Genomic DNA, 16,562 nt, shown 5'->3' with positions numbered 1-16,562 from the left:
GTTATTGTGTATACTAAATTTTGTAAATGGAATCGATTAAATTCTTTCTGCACTCACGCGCAATCTTTTATAGTCGGCGTACCATTTCCCATCTCTGAAGTTGGTATTACGCAGTCTATCTTGCACGGTGTGCATGATGCTGAGTTTTTCCGCTTCCGGTAAGGTTCCAAAGAACTGTTTACCGAACATTTCCAACCACTGTACAATACCATTTTCAGTATCGGCCAGCGGTGTTTCGCGGTCGAAATAATGTACCCTGTTCACACGGAAGCCTTGGTGTTCAAGAATCGTAGCATACCTGCCGGCTGAAGGGAAGTACCAAAAAGGCTGGTAGTTCAATCCTCTTTCGGCCATTACTTTTTGCAAGGTATCCGTGATGCTTTTCACATTATGCAAGCCTCCCATTTCCAATACTAAGCGTCCGCCCGGCTTTAAGTGCCTACGCATTTGCGCAGCGGCTTGTTCTTTCTCCATCACCCAATGCAAAGTGGCATTGGAGAAAATGGCGTCGAATTGTTGCTGAAGATTGGCGGTTACGATATCGGCCACAGCAAATTGAATGTTGGGGTAGTGCGCTTGTGCACTCTCGATCATATCAGCCGATTTATCAATGCCGATTACTGCTGCGCCGGTAGTGGCAATTTGAGCAGTAAGCTCGCCGGTGCCACACCCTACGTCGAGGATCGACTCGCCTGCTTGCGGCGCTAACCACGAAAGAAGATCATTCCCATATTCGAACACGAAGGCGTGTTGTGATTTATATAATGCTGCGTCCCACATAACCAGGTGCGTTTTAGAAGTTTATTATAACATTTCGCGTACATCAGCTACACGGCCGGTAATAGCAGCAGCGGCGGCTGTTAATGGGCTGGCGAGGAAGGTGCGGGCATTAGGACCTTGGCGACCTTCGAAGTTGCGGTTAGAAGTAGAGATGCAGTATTTGCCTGCTGGGATTTTATCTTCATTCATACCCAAACAAGCCGAACAGCCCGGTTGGCGAAGTTGGAAGCCCGCTGCTTCAAATACTTTATCAATTCCCTCTTCAATCGCCTGTGCTTCTACTTGTTTAGAGCCAGGTACAATCCATACGATCACATCATCTGCCTTTTTCTTACCTTGTACAAAAGCTGCTACTTGGCGTAAATCCTCGATGCGTGAGTTCGTACAGGAGCCGATAAATACATAATCTACCTTCTTACCCAGCAATTGACTGCCCGGCTGAAGATCCATGTAGGCTAATGATTTAGAGAAAGATGGTTTTTCACTGTCTTCTAATGACTCTAAAGCTGGGATAGATTCTGTTACGCCCATACCCATACCCGGGTTTGTACCGTAGGTAATTTGGGGCTCGATATCGTTGGCATCGAAGGTTAAGACAGTATCAAAGTTGGCATCGGCATCGCTATAGAGCGTTTTCCAGTAAGCCACGGCTTTATCCCAATCTGCGCCTTGCGGTGCAAACTCACGGCCTTTAATGTAATCGAAAGTAACGTCGTCTGGGGCGATCATACCACCACGTGCACCCATTTCGATGCTCATGTTACAGATCGTCATACGCGCTTCCATACTCAAGCTACGAATCGCTTCACCGGCATACTCAACGAAATAACCCGTTGCACCGGAAGCAGAAATCTTCGCAATGATGTATAGGATAATATCTTTAGAAACAACGCCCGGCTTTAACTGGCCGTTGATGTCAATTTTCATGCGTTTAGGCTTGTATTGCAAAATGCATTGGGTAGCCAATACCTGCTCTACTTCAGAGGTACCAATACCGAAGGCAATCGCACCGAAAGCACCGTGGGTGCTTGTATGGCTATCGCCACAAACGATGGTCATACCTGGCAACGTAATACCTAATTCAGGACCAATTACGTGTACAATACCTTGGTAAGGGTGGCCGAGGCCGTATAATTCTACGCCAAATTCGGCCGTGTTTTGGGTCAACATCTCCACTTGCTTACGGCTCAACGCTTCTTTAATCGGTAAATGTTGATCTAAAGTTGGAACGTTATGATCGGCTGTGGCACGGGTTTTATCTGTACGAAATACCGGGATACCGCGCTTGCGCAAACCGTCGAAAGCTTGTGGGCTCGTTACTTCGTGAATAAAATGCGTGTTAATGTATACAACGTCGGGGTGTCCAGGTTGGCTGGTTACAACGTGGCTTTCCCAAATTTTGTCGAATAATGTTTTTCCCATTCGTAATCGTAATTTGCTTTTATTTGCTTTTTGAGCCGTTTCCTTTTTTCGTAACCTTGCTAGAAATTGGTTACGTTCTCAAATCTAACGGTCATTGACCTTATGATTGATGGTTAGTTTCAATTGAATTACGATATACAACCGCCCTTTATTGCATATAAGTAGTTAATTTACAGTAGTTTACAAACGACTTTCAACGATGCCCAACAGCCATAACGACGCTTTATTTATATTGATTAAAACCTTAACGAAAGCTGAGAAGCGCAATTTTCAGCTTGCTTTTAATAAGAATAACACGAAAGAGGACGTGCTTTTTATCCAGCTCTTCAACGTACTTGATAGGATGAATACCTATGATGAGGAGCAATTATTGAAGAAAACCCCGGGCATTAAAAAGCAACAATTATCGAATGTAAAGGCCCACTTGTATAAACATTTGTTAACAAGTTTACGCCTACTATATAAACAAAAAGACCCATTGATCGACCTCCGCGAGCAGATCGATTATGCCCGTGTATTATATAACAAAGGATTATATAACCAAAGCCTGAAAGTACTGGCCAAAGCAAAAGCCAGTGCCAAGGAGCAGGAAGAAGTAGTGCTCATCTTCGAAATCATCGAGTTCGAGAAATTGATTGAAAGTAGGCATATTACCCGCAGCTTAGAAAACAGGGCCGACGAGCTAAGTGAAGAGTCCTTGGCCTTGAACGTGCATTTGACAAACGTAAGCAAGTTATCCACACTTAGTTTGCGGATGTACGGTTTGTATTTGAAATTGGGGCATGCGAGGGATGAAAAGGACGTATTAATGTTGAAAAGCTTTTTCGACTCTAGCTTACAAGCAGCCCTAACGCATAACTTGAGTTTTTATGAAAAGATTTATTTATACCAAGCCTACAGTTGGTATTATTACATTTTGCAAGATTTCTTGTTATACTACCGTTATACACAAAAATGGGTAGACCTTTTCCACGATTACCCATCACTCAAAAAGAACGATCCAGATTTATATATCAAAGCGATGCACAACTTATTAACAGCACATTTTTATAATGTGAATAGTGTGCGTTTCGCAGGGGTATTGGAGGAAATGGAGAGCTACGTAGCGTGTAACCGTGAGAACTTCAACGAGAATACGCAAACCTCTGCGTTTGTGTACATCTATACGGCGAAGATCAACCAACATTTCATGGAAGGTACGTTTAGCAAGGGTTTGGAGCTGGTGCCGGAAGTGGAACAACAAATCGTAGACCACCAGCTAACGGTTGATCAACACCGCGTATTGGTGTTTTATTACAAGATCGCTTGCTTGTATTTCGGTAGTGGCGATAATAATAATGCCATTGTATATTTAAATAAAATTATTCATTTGCGCATCGGGAATTTACGGGCCGATATCCAGTGTTTCGCACGTATTTTACACCTAATTGCACACTATGAATTAGAGAACTACAGCTTGGTAGAATATTTAATCAAAAGTGTATATCACTTCATTGCAAAGAACAAGGATTTGGGCTTGGTAATGGAGGAAATATTGAAATTCTTGCGGAAGAACATTTATGCACATCCCAAGGCTTTAAGAGCTGCCTTCATAGAATTGAAGGACCGCTTGGTGGAACTTTCCCAAAACCCCTACGAGCGTAGGTCTTTCTTATATTTAGATATTATCTCATGGTTGGAAAGTAAGATTGACGGGATACCTGTACAAACGGTCATTGCCCAGAAATTTAAAGACAAAGTTCCCCGGATTTAAGGAAATGTCAATTTATTGTAATACGGTGATCAATTTCTATAATGTCTTGAAAAACAACATAGAAAATGATCACCTTTTTTATAACGAAAAACATAGATTATTTTTATTTGTCATGCCAAAAAATTTCCCAAAAAGCTGTGGAAATTGCGAATCCTAAGCCCCGCCTCATTTCTCAAAAAGTTTAAAAAGTTTATCAACATCTGTTAGTAACTATATACCCTTAAAGGTGACCTGGATTATTACATTTGCATCAGTTCTTGACTTCGTTGCTATGGTGCTAAACTGAATTAGATTAAAAGGGAATCGTGTGAAAATCACGAGCAGACGCGCTACTGTTATTCTTTGATTAGCAATTTTATTAATCAGTGCCATTTTACTCCCAGGGCCACTCGCAGCTTAGGATATGCGGGGAAGGCAATGGCATTTTAGGAAAGCCAGGAGACCTGCCATAGGCAATGCAACTAGTCGAAACCTTCGCGTTCCAAGGTATTGGCGTAAGTGAAACCAAACGTATTCACAATAGGTTTGTTGTCGCCGTTAGTACCCTACCGCGCTTTAGATTAATATTTATTACATATTCACACATTGTTGCCAAAAAAAATATTATAGTATGAACAACGAGAATGAAATTTTGCTAAAAGAGAACAAAGATCGTTTCGTGTTATTACCTATCAATTTCCCTGCTATTTGGGAAATGTATAAAAGACATGAAGCGAGTTTTTGGACGGCTGAAGAAATCGATTTAAGTGGTGATTTAAAAGACTGGGCTAATTTGAATGATGGCGAACGTCACTTCATTTCGCACGTATTAGCATTTTTTGCTGCGAGTGATGGGATTGTGAATGAAAATCTCGCTGTAAACTTTATGAGTGAAGTGCAAATCCCGGAAGCTCGTTGCTTCTATGGGTTCCAAATTATGATGGAAAACATTCACTCTGAAACATATGCATTATTGATCGATACATACGTAAAAGACCCTATTGAAAAAGATCGTCTTTTCCACGCCATCGAAACGGTACCTGCAGTGAAAAAGAAAGCTGAATGGGCTTTACGTTGGATCGAAAACGGTACGTTCGCGGAAAGATTAGTAGCATTTGCTGCTGTAGAAGGTATCTTCTTTAGTGGTTCTTTCTGTTCTATCTTCTGGTTGAAAAAACGTGGTTTAATGCCAGGTTTAACCTTCTCTAACGAGTTGATCAGCCGCGATGAAGGTATGCACTGTGAATTCGCTTGCTTATTGTACAGCATGTTACAAGGCAAAATGAAAGAAGAACAAATCGTAGAAATTATCACCGATGCAGTAAGAATTGAAAAAGAATTCATCACAGAAGCATTACCGGTTGCATTGATTGGTATGAATGCTGATTTGATGAAACAATATATCGAATTCGTTGCAGATCGTTGGTTAGGTGAATTAGGTTGCAAGAAAGTATACAATGCAGCAAATCCGTTCGACTTCATGGAAATGATTTCCTTGCAAGGTAAAACCAACTTCTTCGAAAAACGCGTAGGCGACTATCAAAAAGCCGGTGTGATGGGTGGCAACAAAGAAGCACAAACATTCAGCCTCGACGAAGATTTTTAATGAATTAATAAAAAACGGTTCGATTGTTGCACACAAGCGAACCGTTTGATTTGAATATTTTAGATTACAATATTACTTACTACCACCCATAAATTTTAAGCATATGTTTGTTATTAAAAGAGATGGCCGAAAAGAGTCTGTAAAGTTCGACAAGATTACAGCGCGTGTAGAAAAACTGTGTTATGGTTTAAACCCTGATTACGTAGATGCTATTGATGTATCTAAGAAAGTAATTGTGGGCTTGTACGATGGTGTAACCACTACCGAACTTGATAACCTGGCCGCGGAAACAGCAGCTTCCCTCACTACTAAACACCCCGATTATGCATTATTAGCATCTCGTATCGCGGTGAGTAACTTGCATAAAAATACAGTGAAATCGTTCTCGAAAACGATGAAGAAACTGTATGAATTCATTGATCCGAAAACCGATAAGCCAGCACCATTGTTGAGCGACGAGGTATATGAAATCATCCGCAAAAACGCAGAGATTTTAGATTCAACTATTATCTACGATCGTGATTTCGCATTTGATTATTTCGGTTTCAAAACATTGGAACGTTCATATTTGCTGAAAGTGGATGGTAAAGTGGCTGAACGTCCACAACATATGTTCATGCGTGTTGCTGTTGGTATTCACAAAGAAGATATCGAAAGCGCCATTGCTACATACAATTTGATGAGTGAGCGTTGGTTCACACATGCAACCCCTACATTATTCAATGCCGGTACACCGAAACCGCAAATGAGTTCTTGCTTCTTGTTAACCATGCAAGATGATAGTATTGAAGGTATCTACGATACTTTGAAACAAACAGCAAAGATTTCTCAAAGTGCCGGTGGTATTGGTTTAAGCATTCATAATATCCGCGCAACGGGTTCTTATATCAGTGGTACCAATGGTACTTCTAATGGTATCATCCCTATGTTGCGTGTATTCAACGATACAGCTCGCTACGTAGATCAAGGTGGTGGTAAACGTAAAGGTGCTTTTGCTATCTACTTAGAGCCATGGCATGCCGATGTATTCGAGTTCCTCGACTTACGTAAAAACCACGGTAAAGAAGAAATGCGTGCGCGTGATTTGTTCTTCGCTTTGTGGATGCCAGATTTATTCATGAAACGTGTAGAAGAAAACGGTGATTGGAGCCTGTTCTGTCCGCACGAAGCACCAGGTTTACACGAAACTTGGGGTCCTGAATTCGAGAAATTATATGCACAATATGAACAAGAAGGACGTGCTCGCAAAACTATAAAAGCACAAGAACTCTGGTTCGCCATCCTCGATGCACAAATCGAAACCGGTACACCTTACTTGTTGTATAAAGATGCTGCTAACAGCAAATCAAACCAACAGAACTTAGGTACCATCAAAAGTTCAAACTTGTGTACAGAAATTATCGAGTACACATCTGCTGATGAAGTAGCTGTTTGTAACTTAGCTTCTTTGGCTTTACCTCGCTTCGTTAATGAAGGTCAATTCGATCACCAAAAATTATACGAAGTAACGTACCAAGCTGCTCTTAACTTGAACAAAATCATCGATAATAACTACTACCCAGTAGAAGAAGCTGAACGCAGTAACTTGCGTCACCGCCCAATCGGACTTGGTGTACAAGGTTTAGCAGATGCGTTCATCTTATTGCGTATGCCGTTCGAAAGTGCAGAAGCAAAACAATTGAACAAAGAAATCTTCGAAACAATTTATTTCGCTGCCTTAACTGCTTCTAAAGATTTAGCAGCAAAAGACGGTGCATACGAAACATACCAAGGTTCACCGGTATCAAAAGGTATTTTGCAATTCGATATGTGGGGTGTAACACCATCTGCACGTTGGGATTGGAAAGCTTTGAAAGGTGAAATCAAAAAAGTAGGTGTGCGTAACAGCTTGTTGTTAGCGCCAATGCCAACAGCCTCTACTTCTCAAATCTTGGGTAACAACGAATGTTTCGAACCATATACTTCTAACATTTATACACGCCGTGTATTAAGTGGTGAATTCGTGGTGGTGAACAAACACTTGTTGAAAGATTTAGTAGAATTAGGTTTGTGGGATAATGATATGAAAAACAAAATCATTGCTGCAAACGGTTCTATTCAAAACATCCAAGAAATTCCTGGTAACGTAAAAGAATTGTACAAAACTGTTTGGGAAATCAAGCAACGTACTATCATCGATATGGCTGCTGATCGTGGTGCATACATCTGCCAATCACAATCACTTAACCTCTTCGTTGATACGCCAACAGCTGCTAAATTGACGTCCATGCACTTCTACGCTTGGAAACAAGGTTTGAAAACAGGTATGTATTATCTCCGTACACAAGCGGCAGCGCAAGCTGTTCAGTTCACAGTTGAAAAACAAGGTGGTCAGAATATGGAGCCTGTGGTGGCTGTTGCAAGTGGAGATGTATTGGAAGTTCCAGAAGGTGCAGTTTGTACCATGGAAGAAGGTTGCGTGACTTGCAGCGCTTAATTATAGGCTATTCCATCGCAAAATATAATAGTAGTGTAAACGGAGCAACGAAAGTTGTTCCGTTTTGCTTTTATATAAAGCCTGGTATAAAATACTTTATATGGAAATAGCATATCGATTGATGTAAGAGAATATACAAGCCTGTTATTACTCCTGCGAGGATTTGCTGGGTATTGTGTTTGCCTGGGAAGTTTGCATAAGGGTAATCTCTTGGGCGAGTTTCTCTGGAGGAATCTTACCTTCTAAGAATTTATGGTACTTGGTTTTGGGGTTGATGAAGAGGGTACAGGGAATACCACCTTTCCACGATTTATCGACTAGGCCAACAAACTTATTGGCATTGGATTCATTGAGCCAGTACACAGGAGATTGTAAGCCAAGCTTTTTTACAAAGGCGAGGATGTCATCCGGATATGCGTCTGGTAAATCGACGCTGATGTATTTGAATTGAATATTGTGGTTTTGGGGCAATTGGGATTGGGTTTCGAAGTGGGGGATTTCTTCGATACAGGGTTTACACCAGGTGGCCCAGAAGTTAATGATATAACTACTGTCAGACAGGGGTTGAAGAACAGTTGTTAACCCATCCAGCTTAATCTCCGTTACAGTCTGAGCTTGCGCAACTTCCTGTAAACTCCCTACAAATACCCCGATACTCGCTAAGCGGGTTAACCACTGTCTCATATATTAATATTTTTTAGTCCTGAATTTCGCCGGGCTTAAAACCCCATTCTGCCTGTAAAGCATAATACTGCTCATCTCCTAATCGTCGATTAGCATAATGCCCCGCTTTCTCTTTCTGGCGCATAGCCTCGTAAATAGTTACAGCACAAGCCACCGAAATGTTCAACGATTTAATAATACCCACCTGCGGAATAATGAAATTGCCGTCTGCTGCATGCAATATCTCCTGGCTAACACCGTATTGCTCATTCCCAAATACGAGGGCAATACTGCTACTGGTGAAGTCAATATCATGCATCGAAACAGCATCTGTGCTCAGGTGAGTTGTTAAAATCCTATGGTATTTGCCGCGCAATACTTGTACCAATTCATTGGGATCGGTAAAATCATGCACGGTCATCCAATCGCGGGCGCTAGAGCTGCTTTTGAAGCCATAGCGTTTATGTTTAGGTACGGTGTTGGTTAAGGTGTACACTTCTTGTATCCCCACGGCATCAGCTGTACGTAAAACGGCGGCCACGTTGTGCGGGTCGAATACATTATCGAGTACCACGGCTAAATCGGGCTGGCGCTTTCGAAGGGCTTCGATTAATCTTGCTGAACGTTCTGGTGTCATACCTTGCTATTATATTTCTGCAAAAATACGGAAATATGAGCGAGTGAATGTTTGGCGCATCAATCATTGATACAACAATGATATGAACAATTTTCGTGTAGGCTTGTTAGTAAGTTTTCGAGTATTTCATAATGGTCAAAATTTTGCCGAGATGTTCACGTCTTGGCTTTTATTTTATATGCCCACTTCAACATTATTTTATTTCTTCATGATATAGTTAGTGGGCCGGGTTGTTCTCACCCTGGCCCTTTTATTTTGTAGGCCTGAAATCGATGTTCATTAAGGGGAATTGAGCCTGGTTGGGAAGATAAAAATGCCACCATTCTGTAGATAAGCCTTTGAAACCGTTTTTCTCCATCACATTTCTCAATAAAGCCCTGTTTTTTGCAATTGTACTATCCTGCAAAATGTAGTCTTGGTGCGCTTTTTCCGAAAAATCATCAAAGTCTGTAGGCATAGGCAAAGGTTTTTTCGTCTTCAAATCAATCAACGTCAAGTCTACAGCAGTACCCCTGTTGTGCCCCGAACCCTTCTTCGGGTCGGCAGCATAACGGTCATCGGGTACAATCTCCCACATTTTCTCTGTAACGCTATAGGGCCTGTAAGCATCGTATATCAATAAGCCTAAGCCGTGTTGGGCAAGTTCCTGTTGCACAGTACGTAGTGCTTTAGCGGCAGGCAGCCTCAGGTAAATGGCTGTATGTTGGTAAAGTACCTGCTTCGTGAAGTTGTGTTTTGTGGCATACCGAATATCCTTGGCAATGGAAGGTATGAAATGGGAAAGGTTCACCATCAACATATTAGTATCAGCTTTTACCATGCGCATGTAATCAGCCTCTTTTTCTACCACCGCTAAACCGTATTTGTTGGTAGGCATTTCCTGTGCCCGTAACACCCCGGCACAGCATAAAAAGCATAGGAAGAGTAGATTTTTCACGTCAAATTATTTAATAATCGCTTAAATTAGGCAAGATTGTACAATATAAGGGTAAAAAACAATAGTTTATCACACAACATTTTAGGTATTTTAGAACCCTTAAAATTTTCACAACATGAGTTTGTTTAGGTTAGATGGAAAAGTTGCGGTAGTAACGGGTGGTGGAAGTGGTATCGGGCAAGCAATTGCTACCTGCTTCGCAGCGCAAGGTGCTTTTGTTCATATCATTGAATTAACGGAAGCAGCAGGGGAAAACACGTTAACGACTATTATCGATGATGGTCATGAAGCGGTTGTTCATGCTTGCAACGTTGCCGACCAAGCTGCCGTGGTGCGTGTGATGCAAACCATTGTGGCACAACACCAAAAAATCGACATCTTGGTGAATTGTGCCGGTATTGCACATGTGGGTAAGTTGGAAAATACAGGTGTAGAAGATCTCGATCGTATTTACAATGTAAACGTTAAAGGAACTTACAACTGTATGTACGGTGTAATTGAACAAATGAAAACCCAAGGCGGCGGTGTTATCTTAAACGTAGCCTCTATCGCTAGCAGCGTGGGTATTCCCGATCGTTTCGCTTACAGCATGAGTAAAGGTGCCGTGTTAACCATGACACTCTCCGTAGCCAAAGATTATCTCGCACATAATATCCGTTGTAATTGCGTGTCGCCAGCACGGGTGCACACACCTTTTGTCGACGGTTTCATTGCGAAAAACTATCCTGGCAAAGAGCAAGAAATGTTCGAGAAATTATCTAAAACACAACCGATCGGCCGCATGGCAAAACCCGTGGAAGTGGCCTACCAAGCGCTTTATTTGTGTTCCGATGAAGCAGGATTTGTAACCGGTTGCGATTACCCAATTGATGGTGGTTTTATTAGATTGAATAATTAACTTGTGCGTAGAAAATGCACAAATATCTATGAAACTAATCCAAACGCTATGTTGCTTGCTAGTGGTAACATTGTTCATCGCTTGTAACAACAGTAATTCAACAGGGAAAAAAGACAATAAAAAAGACTCCGTGCTAACGCCGGCAGTAGGCGAAGGCGAGGTAAAAGTGAAGATTTCCGGGCTAGAATTTGACACGCAAACTGTGAGAATCAATTTCACATATAAAGGTCAAACAAAAGAAAAATCATTCGATTTAAAAGTAGCCGGCGGTATACCCGAAAACGAATTGTATTCCATGGTGTGGGACCAACCCAATAGCGCATACGTAGCCGTATTAAAAGCGAACCGCGATACCCGCTATTACCATGTATACGAAGAAAAGGGTGACTTGAAAATTCTTCATCACAATTCACCGCCACAACCTATTTGGCGTTATTTGGAAGAAGAAAAAGGATTCGGTAAATCGAATGCCCGTGCAGCTTTTGTAAATACGTACGATAAAGAATTGAAGTCGGGCAATATTATAAGCCAATTCACTGCAGATATTCGTAAAACAGCGAAGTCAGATTCTGTTGTTTTTGCTTACTCATATGGAGGAGCTGAACAATTTAAAGGCTTCCAATTAAGTAGTCATTATATACCTGTCATTCGCATCGATAGTCAAACCCACTTGGTGTTTGGCGTGAAGGATGGAGAAAACTTCCGTGAGATCATGGATGTGTGGGTAGATAATGGAAAATTACACGCGAAACAGATCGCCATACTTACTAAAAGATAACATATGAAATTAACGAGGTTCGGATTACCGGGTGAAGAGAAACCGGGTATTGTAACAAGCAATGGAACGTTTGATGTATCGGGATTCGGTGAAGATTTCGGGGAACGTTTTTTTGAAACGAACGGTATTGAAAGATTGTCGAAATGGTGGGCATTGAATGCAAGCAATTGCCCGAAAGTGCCTGCAGATACAAGAATAGGTTCACCTATTCAGCGTCCATCTAAAATCATTTGCATTGGTTTAAACTATGCAGATCATGCCAAGGAAACCGGCGCACAAATCCCAGCTGAGCCTATCGTTTTCTTTAAATCAACGTCTTCTTTAGTAGGACCAAACGATGATTTAATCATTCCACGTAACTCAACTAAAACCGACTGGGAAGTAGAACTAGCGATCGTAATCGGTAAGAAAGCAAGCTATGTAGAAGAAAAAGATGCGATGGATTATGTGGCAGGTTATTGCTTACACAATGATTATAGCGAACGCGCTTTTCAGTTAGAAAGAGGCGGCCAATGGGTAAAAGGTAAAAGTGCCGATACATTTGCTCCATTAGGTCCTTGGTTAGTAACGAAAGATGAAATCGCCGACGTAGACAAATTGCGTTTGTGGTTAACATTAAACGGTAAAACCATGCAAGATGGTACTACCGCGAACTTAATCTTCAAACTACCGTTCATCGTATCTTACTTAAGTGAATTCATGACCTTATTACCAGGTGATGTAATTTCTACAGGTACGCCGGCAGGTGTAGGCTTGGGTATGAATCCACAAGTATACATTCAACCTGGTGATGTGATCGAATTAGGTATTGATGGTTTAGGTACATCGAAACAAACAGCGAAAGCGCACAAATAATATTTACAACACGCTGCAACCCGCTACGGCGGTAAATTGCAGCGTGTTTGTAGTTTTTTACGGTACATTCCAAAACAATCTCGCAGATGATTACGAACAGGTATTGTTTAGCACTCGATTTAGTGAACGATCCAACATTAATCGCGGAATACGAAGCACACCACAGGGCTGTATGGCCCGAAATACAAGCCAGCATTAAAAACAGCGGGGTAGAGAAATGTGAAATTTACAGGGTTTCCAACAGGTTATTCATGATCTTAGAAGTAAACGACACTTTTTCATTCGAGCGTAAAGGCGCAATGGATGCCGCTAATCCAACCGTACAAGCGTGGGAAACGCTGATGTGGAAATACCAACAAGCATTGCCTACTGCACAACCAGGTGAAAAATGGTTGATGATGGATAAAATTTTCGAACTGGCATAATCTACAAGCACATGCAAATTTGTATAGACGCGCACCAACATTTCTGGCAATACCACCCCGTAAAAGATGCGTGGATTACGCCAAGTATGGAAGTTATTCGCCGCGATTTTACACCGGCAGATATTGCGCCTATCATGGCCGATAATGAAGTACATGGTTGCGTAGCCGTACAAGCCGATCAAAGTGAACAAGAAACAAATTTTCTACTCCAACTCGCCGAGCAACACGATATTGTAAAAGGCATTGTTGGCTGGGTAGATTTACGCGCCGATAACATCGTAGAAAGATTACAACATTTCGCACAGTTCCCCGTCATTAAAGGTTTTAGGCATATTGTACAAGCCGAACCGGATGCCGATTTTTTACTGGGTTACGATTTTTGTAGAGGTATTGCTGCCTTAGCAAAACATCATTTCACATACGACATTTTGGTGTACCCGTCACAATTACCTGCAGTAGCAGCATTTGTAAAAAGGTTTCCACGGCAGCCTTTTATAATCGATCACCTCGCAAAACCTAACATCGTGGATCAGTCGTTAGGGGAATGGGAAACAAACATACGCGCAATCGCCGAGCACCCGAATGTGTATTGCAAATTGAGCGGTATGGTAACGGAGGCAGATTGGCAAAACTGGGAACAAGCACACTTTGTGCCATTCCTCGACGTGGTATTCGATGCTTTCGGTACCGATCGTTTAGTATATGGTAGCGATTGGCCGGTATCATTACTGGCGGCAGATTATAAACAAGTGAAAAATATCATTCAACAATATATACAACATCTTCCCGTAGCAGAACAAGCTAAGATCATGGGCGAAAATGCCTGTCGTTTCTACAACTTGTAAGCAGGGTATAAATAATTCCAAATGGATTTAGGATTAAAAAATAAAGTCTACATCGTAACAGGCGGCGCTAAAGGTATTGGCGAAGCCATTTCTCAATTAATCGCAGCAGAAGGGGGCATCGTGGTTATTGCTGGTAGAAATGCACAGGATAACGATATCACTGTTCAAAGCATTATTGCGAAAGGTGGCCAAGCATTGGCCGTACAAGCAGAATTGGGAAAGGTAGAGGATTGTAAGAAAGTAGTAGATGCATGTGTTACAGCCTACGGAAGAATAGATGGTATTGTGAACAATGCCGGGGCTAATGATGGTGTTGGCTTAGAAAATGGTGCGCCTGGTGCATTTATGCAATCGTTGCAACACAATTTATCACACTACTACAACATGGCACACTATGCTTTACCTTATTTAAAAATTACAAAAGGCAGCATCTTAAATATTGGTTCTAAGGTAGCTACCACCGGCCAAGGTAACACAAGCGGTTACGCGGCTAGTAAAGGTGCTATTAATGCACTTACCCGCGAATGGGCAGTAGAGTTGTTGAAATATGGTATCCGCGTAAACACGGTAATTCCTGCAGAAGTGTGGACGCCATTATATGAAACATGGATCAATTCTTTACCAAACCCAGCAGAGAAATTGGCAAGTATTACAGCCAATATCCCGTTTGAACAAAGAATGACCACCAGCGAAGAAATTGCGAATACAAGCGTGTTTGTACTTAGTGAAAGATCATCACATACAACAGGACAAATTTTGTATGTCGATGGTGGTTATACGCACCTCGATCGTTCTATCAAGCAATAATCCTTTCTTCATAACCTAAAAACAACCAACATGGCTGGCGGCACAACTACTTCCACCTATTCCACGACAAGCAAGCAGACCAGTTCAAACAACTACAGGTTTGCATTTATTTTAGTGACCAGCTTATTCTTCATGTGGGGCGCATCATATGGCTTATTAGACATATTGAACAAGCACTTCCAAGAAGCCATGAAGATTCCACAAGATGAAAGCTACTTTTTACAATTAGCCTATTTTGGTGCCTACTTTATTTGGGCCATCCCGGCTAGTATCGTCATGAAGAAATTTGGTTACAAGAGCGGCATTTTGTTGGGCTTGTTACTATTTACCATCGGCGCATTTTTGTTTTATCCAGCGGCCCAATCATTGAACTACTACGCGTTTTTGGGCGCTTTATTTGTACTGGCTTCCGGCTTATCATTCCTCGAAACAGGAGCGAACCCGTATGCAGCAGTATTAGGGGATCCGGCTACAAGCGAACGTCGTTTGAATTTATCACAATGTTTCAATGGATTAGGTTCATTTGGTGCGATTATTTTAGGAGGAAAAGTGTTCTTCCCAGAAGAAGGAACGGCGCACAACGATTTAAGCTCTGTACAATGGGTGTACGTAGTATTGGGCTTCGTAGTATTAGCATTACTTGTACTATTTATGTTTACTAAACTCCCGGAAATCCAAGAAGCAAATGAAGAAAATGCAGCGCATGAAGTAAAAGATATTCCATTAGCAAAACAAACACACTTCATTTGGAGCGTAGTAGCACAATTCTTTTACGTAGCTGCACAAGTTTGTGTAGGTGCTGTGTTTATTAACTATGCCACTGAATATTGGGAAGGATTAAGTAATAAAGATGCTGCCTTCTACTTGTCGATTGGCTTGTTCTTATTTATGATCGGTCGATTCGTAGGCGCTGCATTAATGAAAACAATTGCGCCACATACATTATTAAGTGTGTATGCGTTAATCAATATTATACTTTCTGCTATTGTTATGTTTGCGCATAACGGTGCATTTGCTGTGTATTCCCTAGTGGGTATTTTCTTCTTTATGTCGATTATGTTCCCAACGATTTTTGCATTAGGTATTAAGCACCTTGGCTCGCACACGAAGAGAGGTTCTTCTTACTTGGTAATGTCGATTGTAGGGGGTGCTTTGTTGCCTTTGGTGATGGGAAAAATTGGTGCTGCAACTTCAACGGCTACGGGCTTTATTGTGCCTTTGGTTTGTTTCGTAGTGGTACTATATTTTGGTGTTGCAGGGTATAAGGTGAAATCGGTGAAGTAAAGTTTATTAGCATAAAAATTAGAGCGGGCAGACTGTTACAGTTTGCCCGCTTTTTATATAGTAGTTACGTAATGCGCGCATTAAATTGTAACGCTAGCCCAATGTAATAATCCAAGCTCTTTGCCGATTGCACATTCTCTACAGCCACGTAAATATACCCCGGGTAAGCTTTTCCTCCCATGATCACCGTTTTGCACCCCGGTGCTTGAATCAACTCATCGTGTAACGCAGGATCAACTCTGCACATCATCTTATTCATCCCCACAGACAAACACAGTTTATCTCTCACCATAAAAGCCAGTTTGCCAAACATTTTCTTTTCTTCAAAATCAACATGTTTACTAAGCGCTTTGCGCATGCGGGTTGCTAAGTCGATATTGTAAGCCATAGTGTTGGAATTGAACTTAAATTTAACGC

General features: G+C 41.6%; 16 protein-coding genes and 1 riboswitch. Of the genes, 10 read left to right on the top strand and 6 right to left on the bottom strand.

Annotation, left to right across the window (positions count from 1 at the left end):
- Positions 1 to 36: 36 nt before the first annotated feature.
- The gene (locus tag LX64_RS17305; protein WP_111598933.1) at positions 37 to 780 is read right to left on the bottom strand and encodes a class I SAM-dependent methyltransferase; all 744 of its coding nucleotides are present in this window, start codon (positions 778 to 780) and stop codon (positions 37 to 39) included.
- Between the two features lie 24 nt (positions 781 to 804).
- Positions 805 to 2,202, bottom strand: coding sequence for a 3-isopropylmalate dehydratase large subunit (leuC, locus tag LX64_RS17300; RefSeq protein WP_111598932.1), 1,398 nt, complete (start codon positions 2,200 to 2,202; stop codon positions 805 to 807).
- Between the two features lie 199 nt (positions 2,203 to 2,401).
- On the opposite strand from leuC, the gene LX64_RS17295 reads away from it, so the two are divergent.
- The 3 genes from LX64_RS17295 to LX64_RS17285 all read left to right on the top strand — a co-directional run bounded on the left by LX64_RS17295 (position 2,402) and on the right by LX64_RS17285 (position 8,016).
- The gene (locus tag LX64_RS17295) at positions 2,402 to 3,955 is read left to right on the top strand and encodes a hypothetical protein (RefSeq protein WP_111598931.1); all 1,554 of its coding nucleotides are present in this window, start codon (positions 2,402 to 2,404) and stop codon (positions 3,953 to 3,955) included.
- A gap of 255 nt (positions 3,956 to 4,210) precedes the next feature.
- Positions 4,211 to 4,420, top strand: a riboswitch (cobalamin riboswitch).
- A gap of 145 nt (positions 4,421 to 4,565) precedes the next feature.
- Positions 4,566 to 5,540: a ribonucleoside-diphosphate reductase small subunit gene (locus LX64_RS17290; RefSeq protein WP_111598930.1), complete on the top strand. Its 975-nt coding sequence runs from the start codon at positions 4,566 to 4,568 to the stop codon at positions 5,538 to 5,540.
- Positions 5,541 to 5,643: 103 nt separating this feature from the next.
- Positions 5,644 to 8,016 carry a ribonucleoside-diphosphate reductase subunit alpha gene (locus tag LX64_RS17285; protein WP_111598929.1) on the top strand — a complete coding sequence of 791 codons (2,373 nt, stop codon included), beginning with the start codon at positions 5,644 to 5,646 and terminating at the stop codon, positions 8,014 to 8,016.
- Between the two features lie 147 nt (positions 8,017 to 8,163).
- Here the strand turns inward: LX64_RS17285 and LX64_RS17280 are convergent, their stop codons facing one another.
- The 3 genes from LX64_RS17280 to LX64_RS17270 all read right to left on the bottom strand — a co-directional run bounded on the left by LX64_RS17280 (position 8,164) and on the right by LX64_RS17270 (position 10,253).
- Entirely contained in the window at positions 8,164 to 8,700 is a 537-nt protein-coding gene (locus tag LX64_RS17280) for a TlpA family protein disulfide reductase (RefSeq protein ID WP_111598928.1), read from the bottom strand.
- 13 nt (positions 8,701 to 8,713) lie between these two features.
- Complete coding sequence (locus LX64_RS17275) at positions 8,714 to 9,316, bottom strand: TrmH family RNA methyltransferase (protein WP_111598927.1); 603 nt, start codon at positions 9,314 to 9,316, stop codon at positions 8,714 to 8,716.
- Positions 9,317 to 9,566: 250 nt separating this feature from the next.
- Entirely contained in the window at positions 9,567 to 10,253 is a 687-nt protein-coding gene (locus LX64_RS17270) for a M15 family metallopeptidase (protein WP_148707361.1), read from the bottom strand.
- Between the two features lie 115 nt (positions 10,254 to 10,368).
- Here LX64_RS17270 and LX64_RS17265 point away from each other — a divergent pair, with 115 nt between their 5' ends.
- The 7 genes from LX64_RS17265 to LX64_RS17235 all read left to right on the top strand — a co-directional run bounded on the left by LX64_RS17265 (position 10,369) and on the right by LX64_RS17235 (position 16,145).
- A complete protein-coding gene (locus LX64_RS17265) occupies positions 10,369 to 11,151 on the top strand; it encodes an SDR family NAD(P)-dependent oxidoreductase (RefSeq protein WP_211324840.1) in 783 nt (260 codons plus the stop codon).
- A 28-nt stretch (positions 11,152 to 11,179) separates the two neighbouring features.
- Positions 11,180 to 11,929 (top strand): hypothetical protein, encoded by a 750-nt coding sequence (locus tag LX64_RS17260; protein WP_148707360.1) that lies wholly within the window; start codon positions 11,180 to 11,182, stop codon positions 11,927 to 11,929.
- Between the two features lie 3 nt (positions 11,930 to 11,932).
- On the top strand, positions 11,933 to 12,784 hold the full coding sequence (locus tag LX64_RS17255; protein WP_111598924.1) for a fumarylacetoacetate hydrolase family protein: 852 nt from the start codon (positions 11,933 to 11,935) through the stop codon (positions 12,782 to 12,784).
- Between the two features lie 86 nt (positions 12,785 to 12,870).
- Complete coding sequence (locus LX64_RS17250) at positions 12,871 to 13,209, top strand: L-rhamnose mutarotase (RefSeq protein WP_111598923.1); 339 nt, start codon at positions 12,871 to 12,873, stop codon at positions 13,207 to 13,209.
- An 11-nt stretch (positions 13,210 to 13,220) separates the two neighbouring features.
- On the top strand, positions 13,221 to 14,054 hold the full coding sequence (locus LX64_RS17245) for an amidohydrolase family protein (protein ID WP_245952716.1): 834 nt from the start codon (positions 13,221 to 13,223) through the stop codon (positions 14,052 to 14,054).
- Positions 14,055 to 14,075: 21 nt separating this feature from the next.
- A complete protein-coding gene (locus LX64_RS17240; protein WP_111598922.1) occupies positions 14,076 to 14,861 on the top strand; it encodes an L-fucose dehydrogenase in 786 nt (261 codons plus the stop codon).
- Positions 14,862 to 14,891: 30 nt separating this feature from the next.
- Positions 14,892 to 16,145, top strand: a complete 1,254-nt coding sequence (locus LX64_RS17235) for a sugar MFS transporter (RefSeq protein WP_111598921.1) — start codon at positions 14,892 to 14,894, stop codon at positions 16,143 to 16,145.
- Between the two features lie 64 nt (positions 16,146 to 16,209).
- Here LX64_RS17235 and LX64_RS17230 read toward each other — a convergent pair whose 3' ends face one another.
- Positions 16,210 to 16,533 carry a TfoX/Sxy family protein gene (locus tag LX64_RS17230; RefSeq protein WP_111599101.1) on the bottom strand — a complete coding sequence of 108 codons (324 nt, stop codon included), beginning with the start codon at positions 16,531 to 16,533 and terminating at the stop codon, positions 16,210 to 16,212.
- Positions 16,534 to 16,562 lie beyond the last annotated feature (29 nt).

The organism is Chitinophaga skermanii, assembly GCF_003259335.1.
GTDB lineage: Bacteria > Bacteroidota > Bacteroidia > Chitinophagales > Chitinophagaceae > Chitinophaga > Chitinophaga skermanii.
The sequence above is the reverse complement of the archived record's forward strand: the minus strand, read 5'-3'. Positions and strand labels throughout refer to the sequence as shown.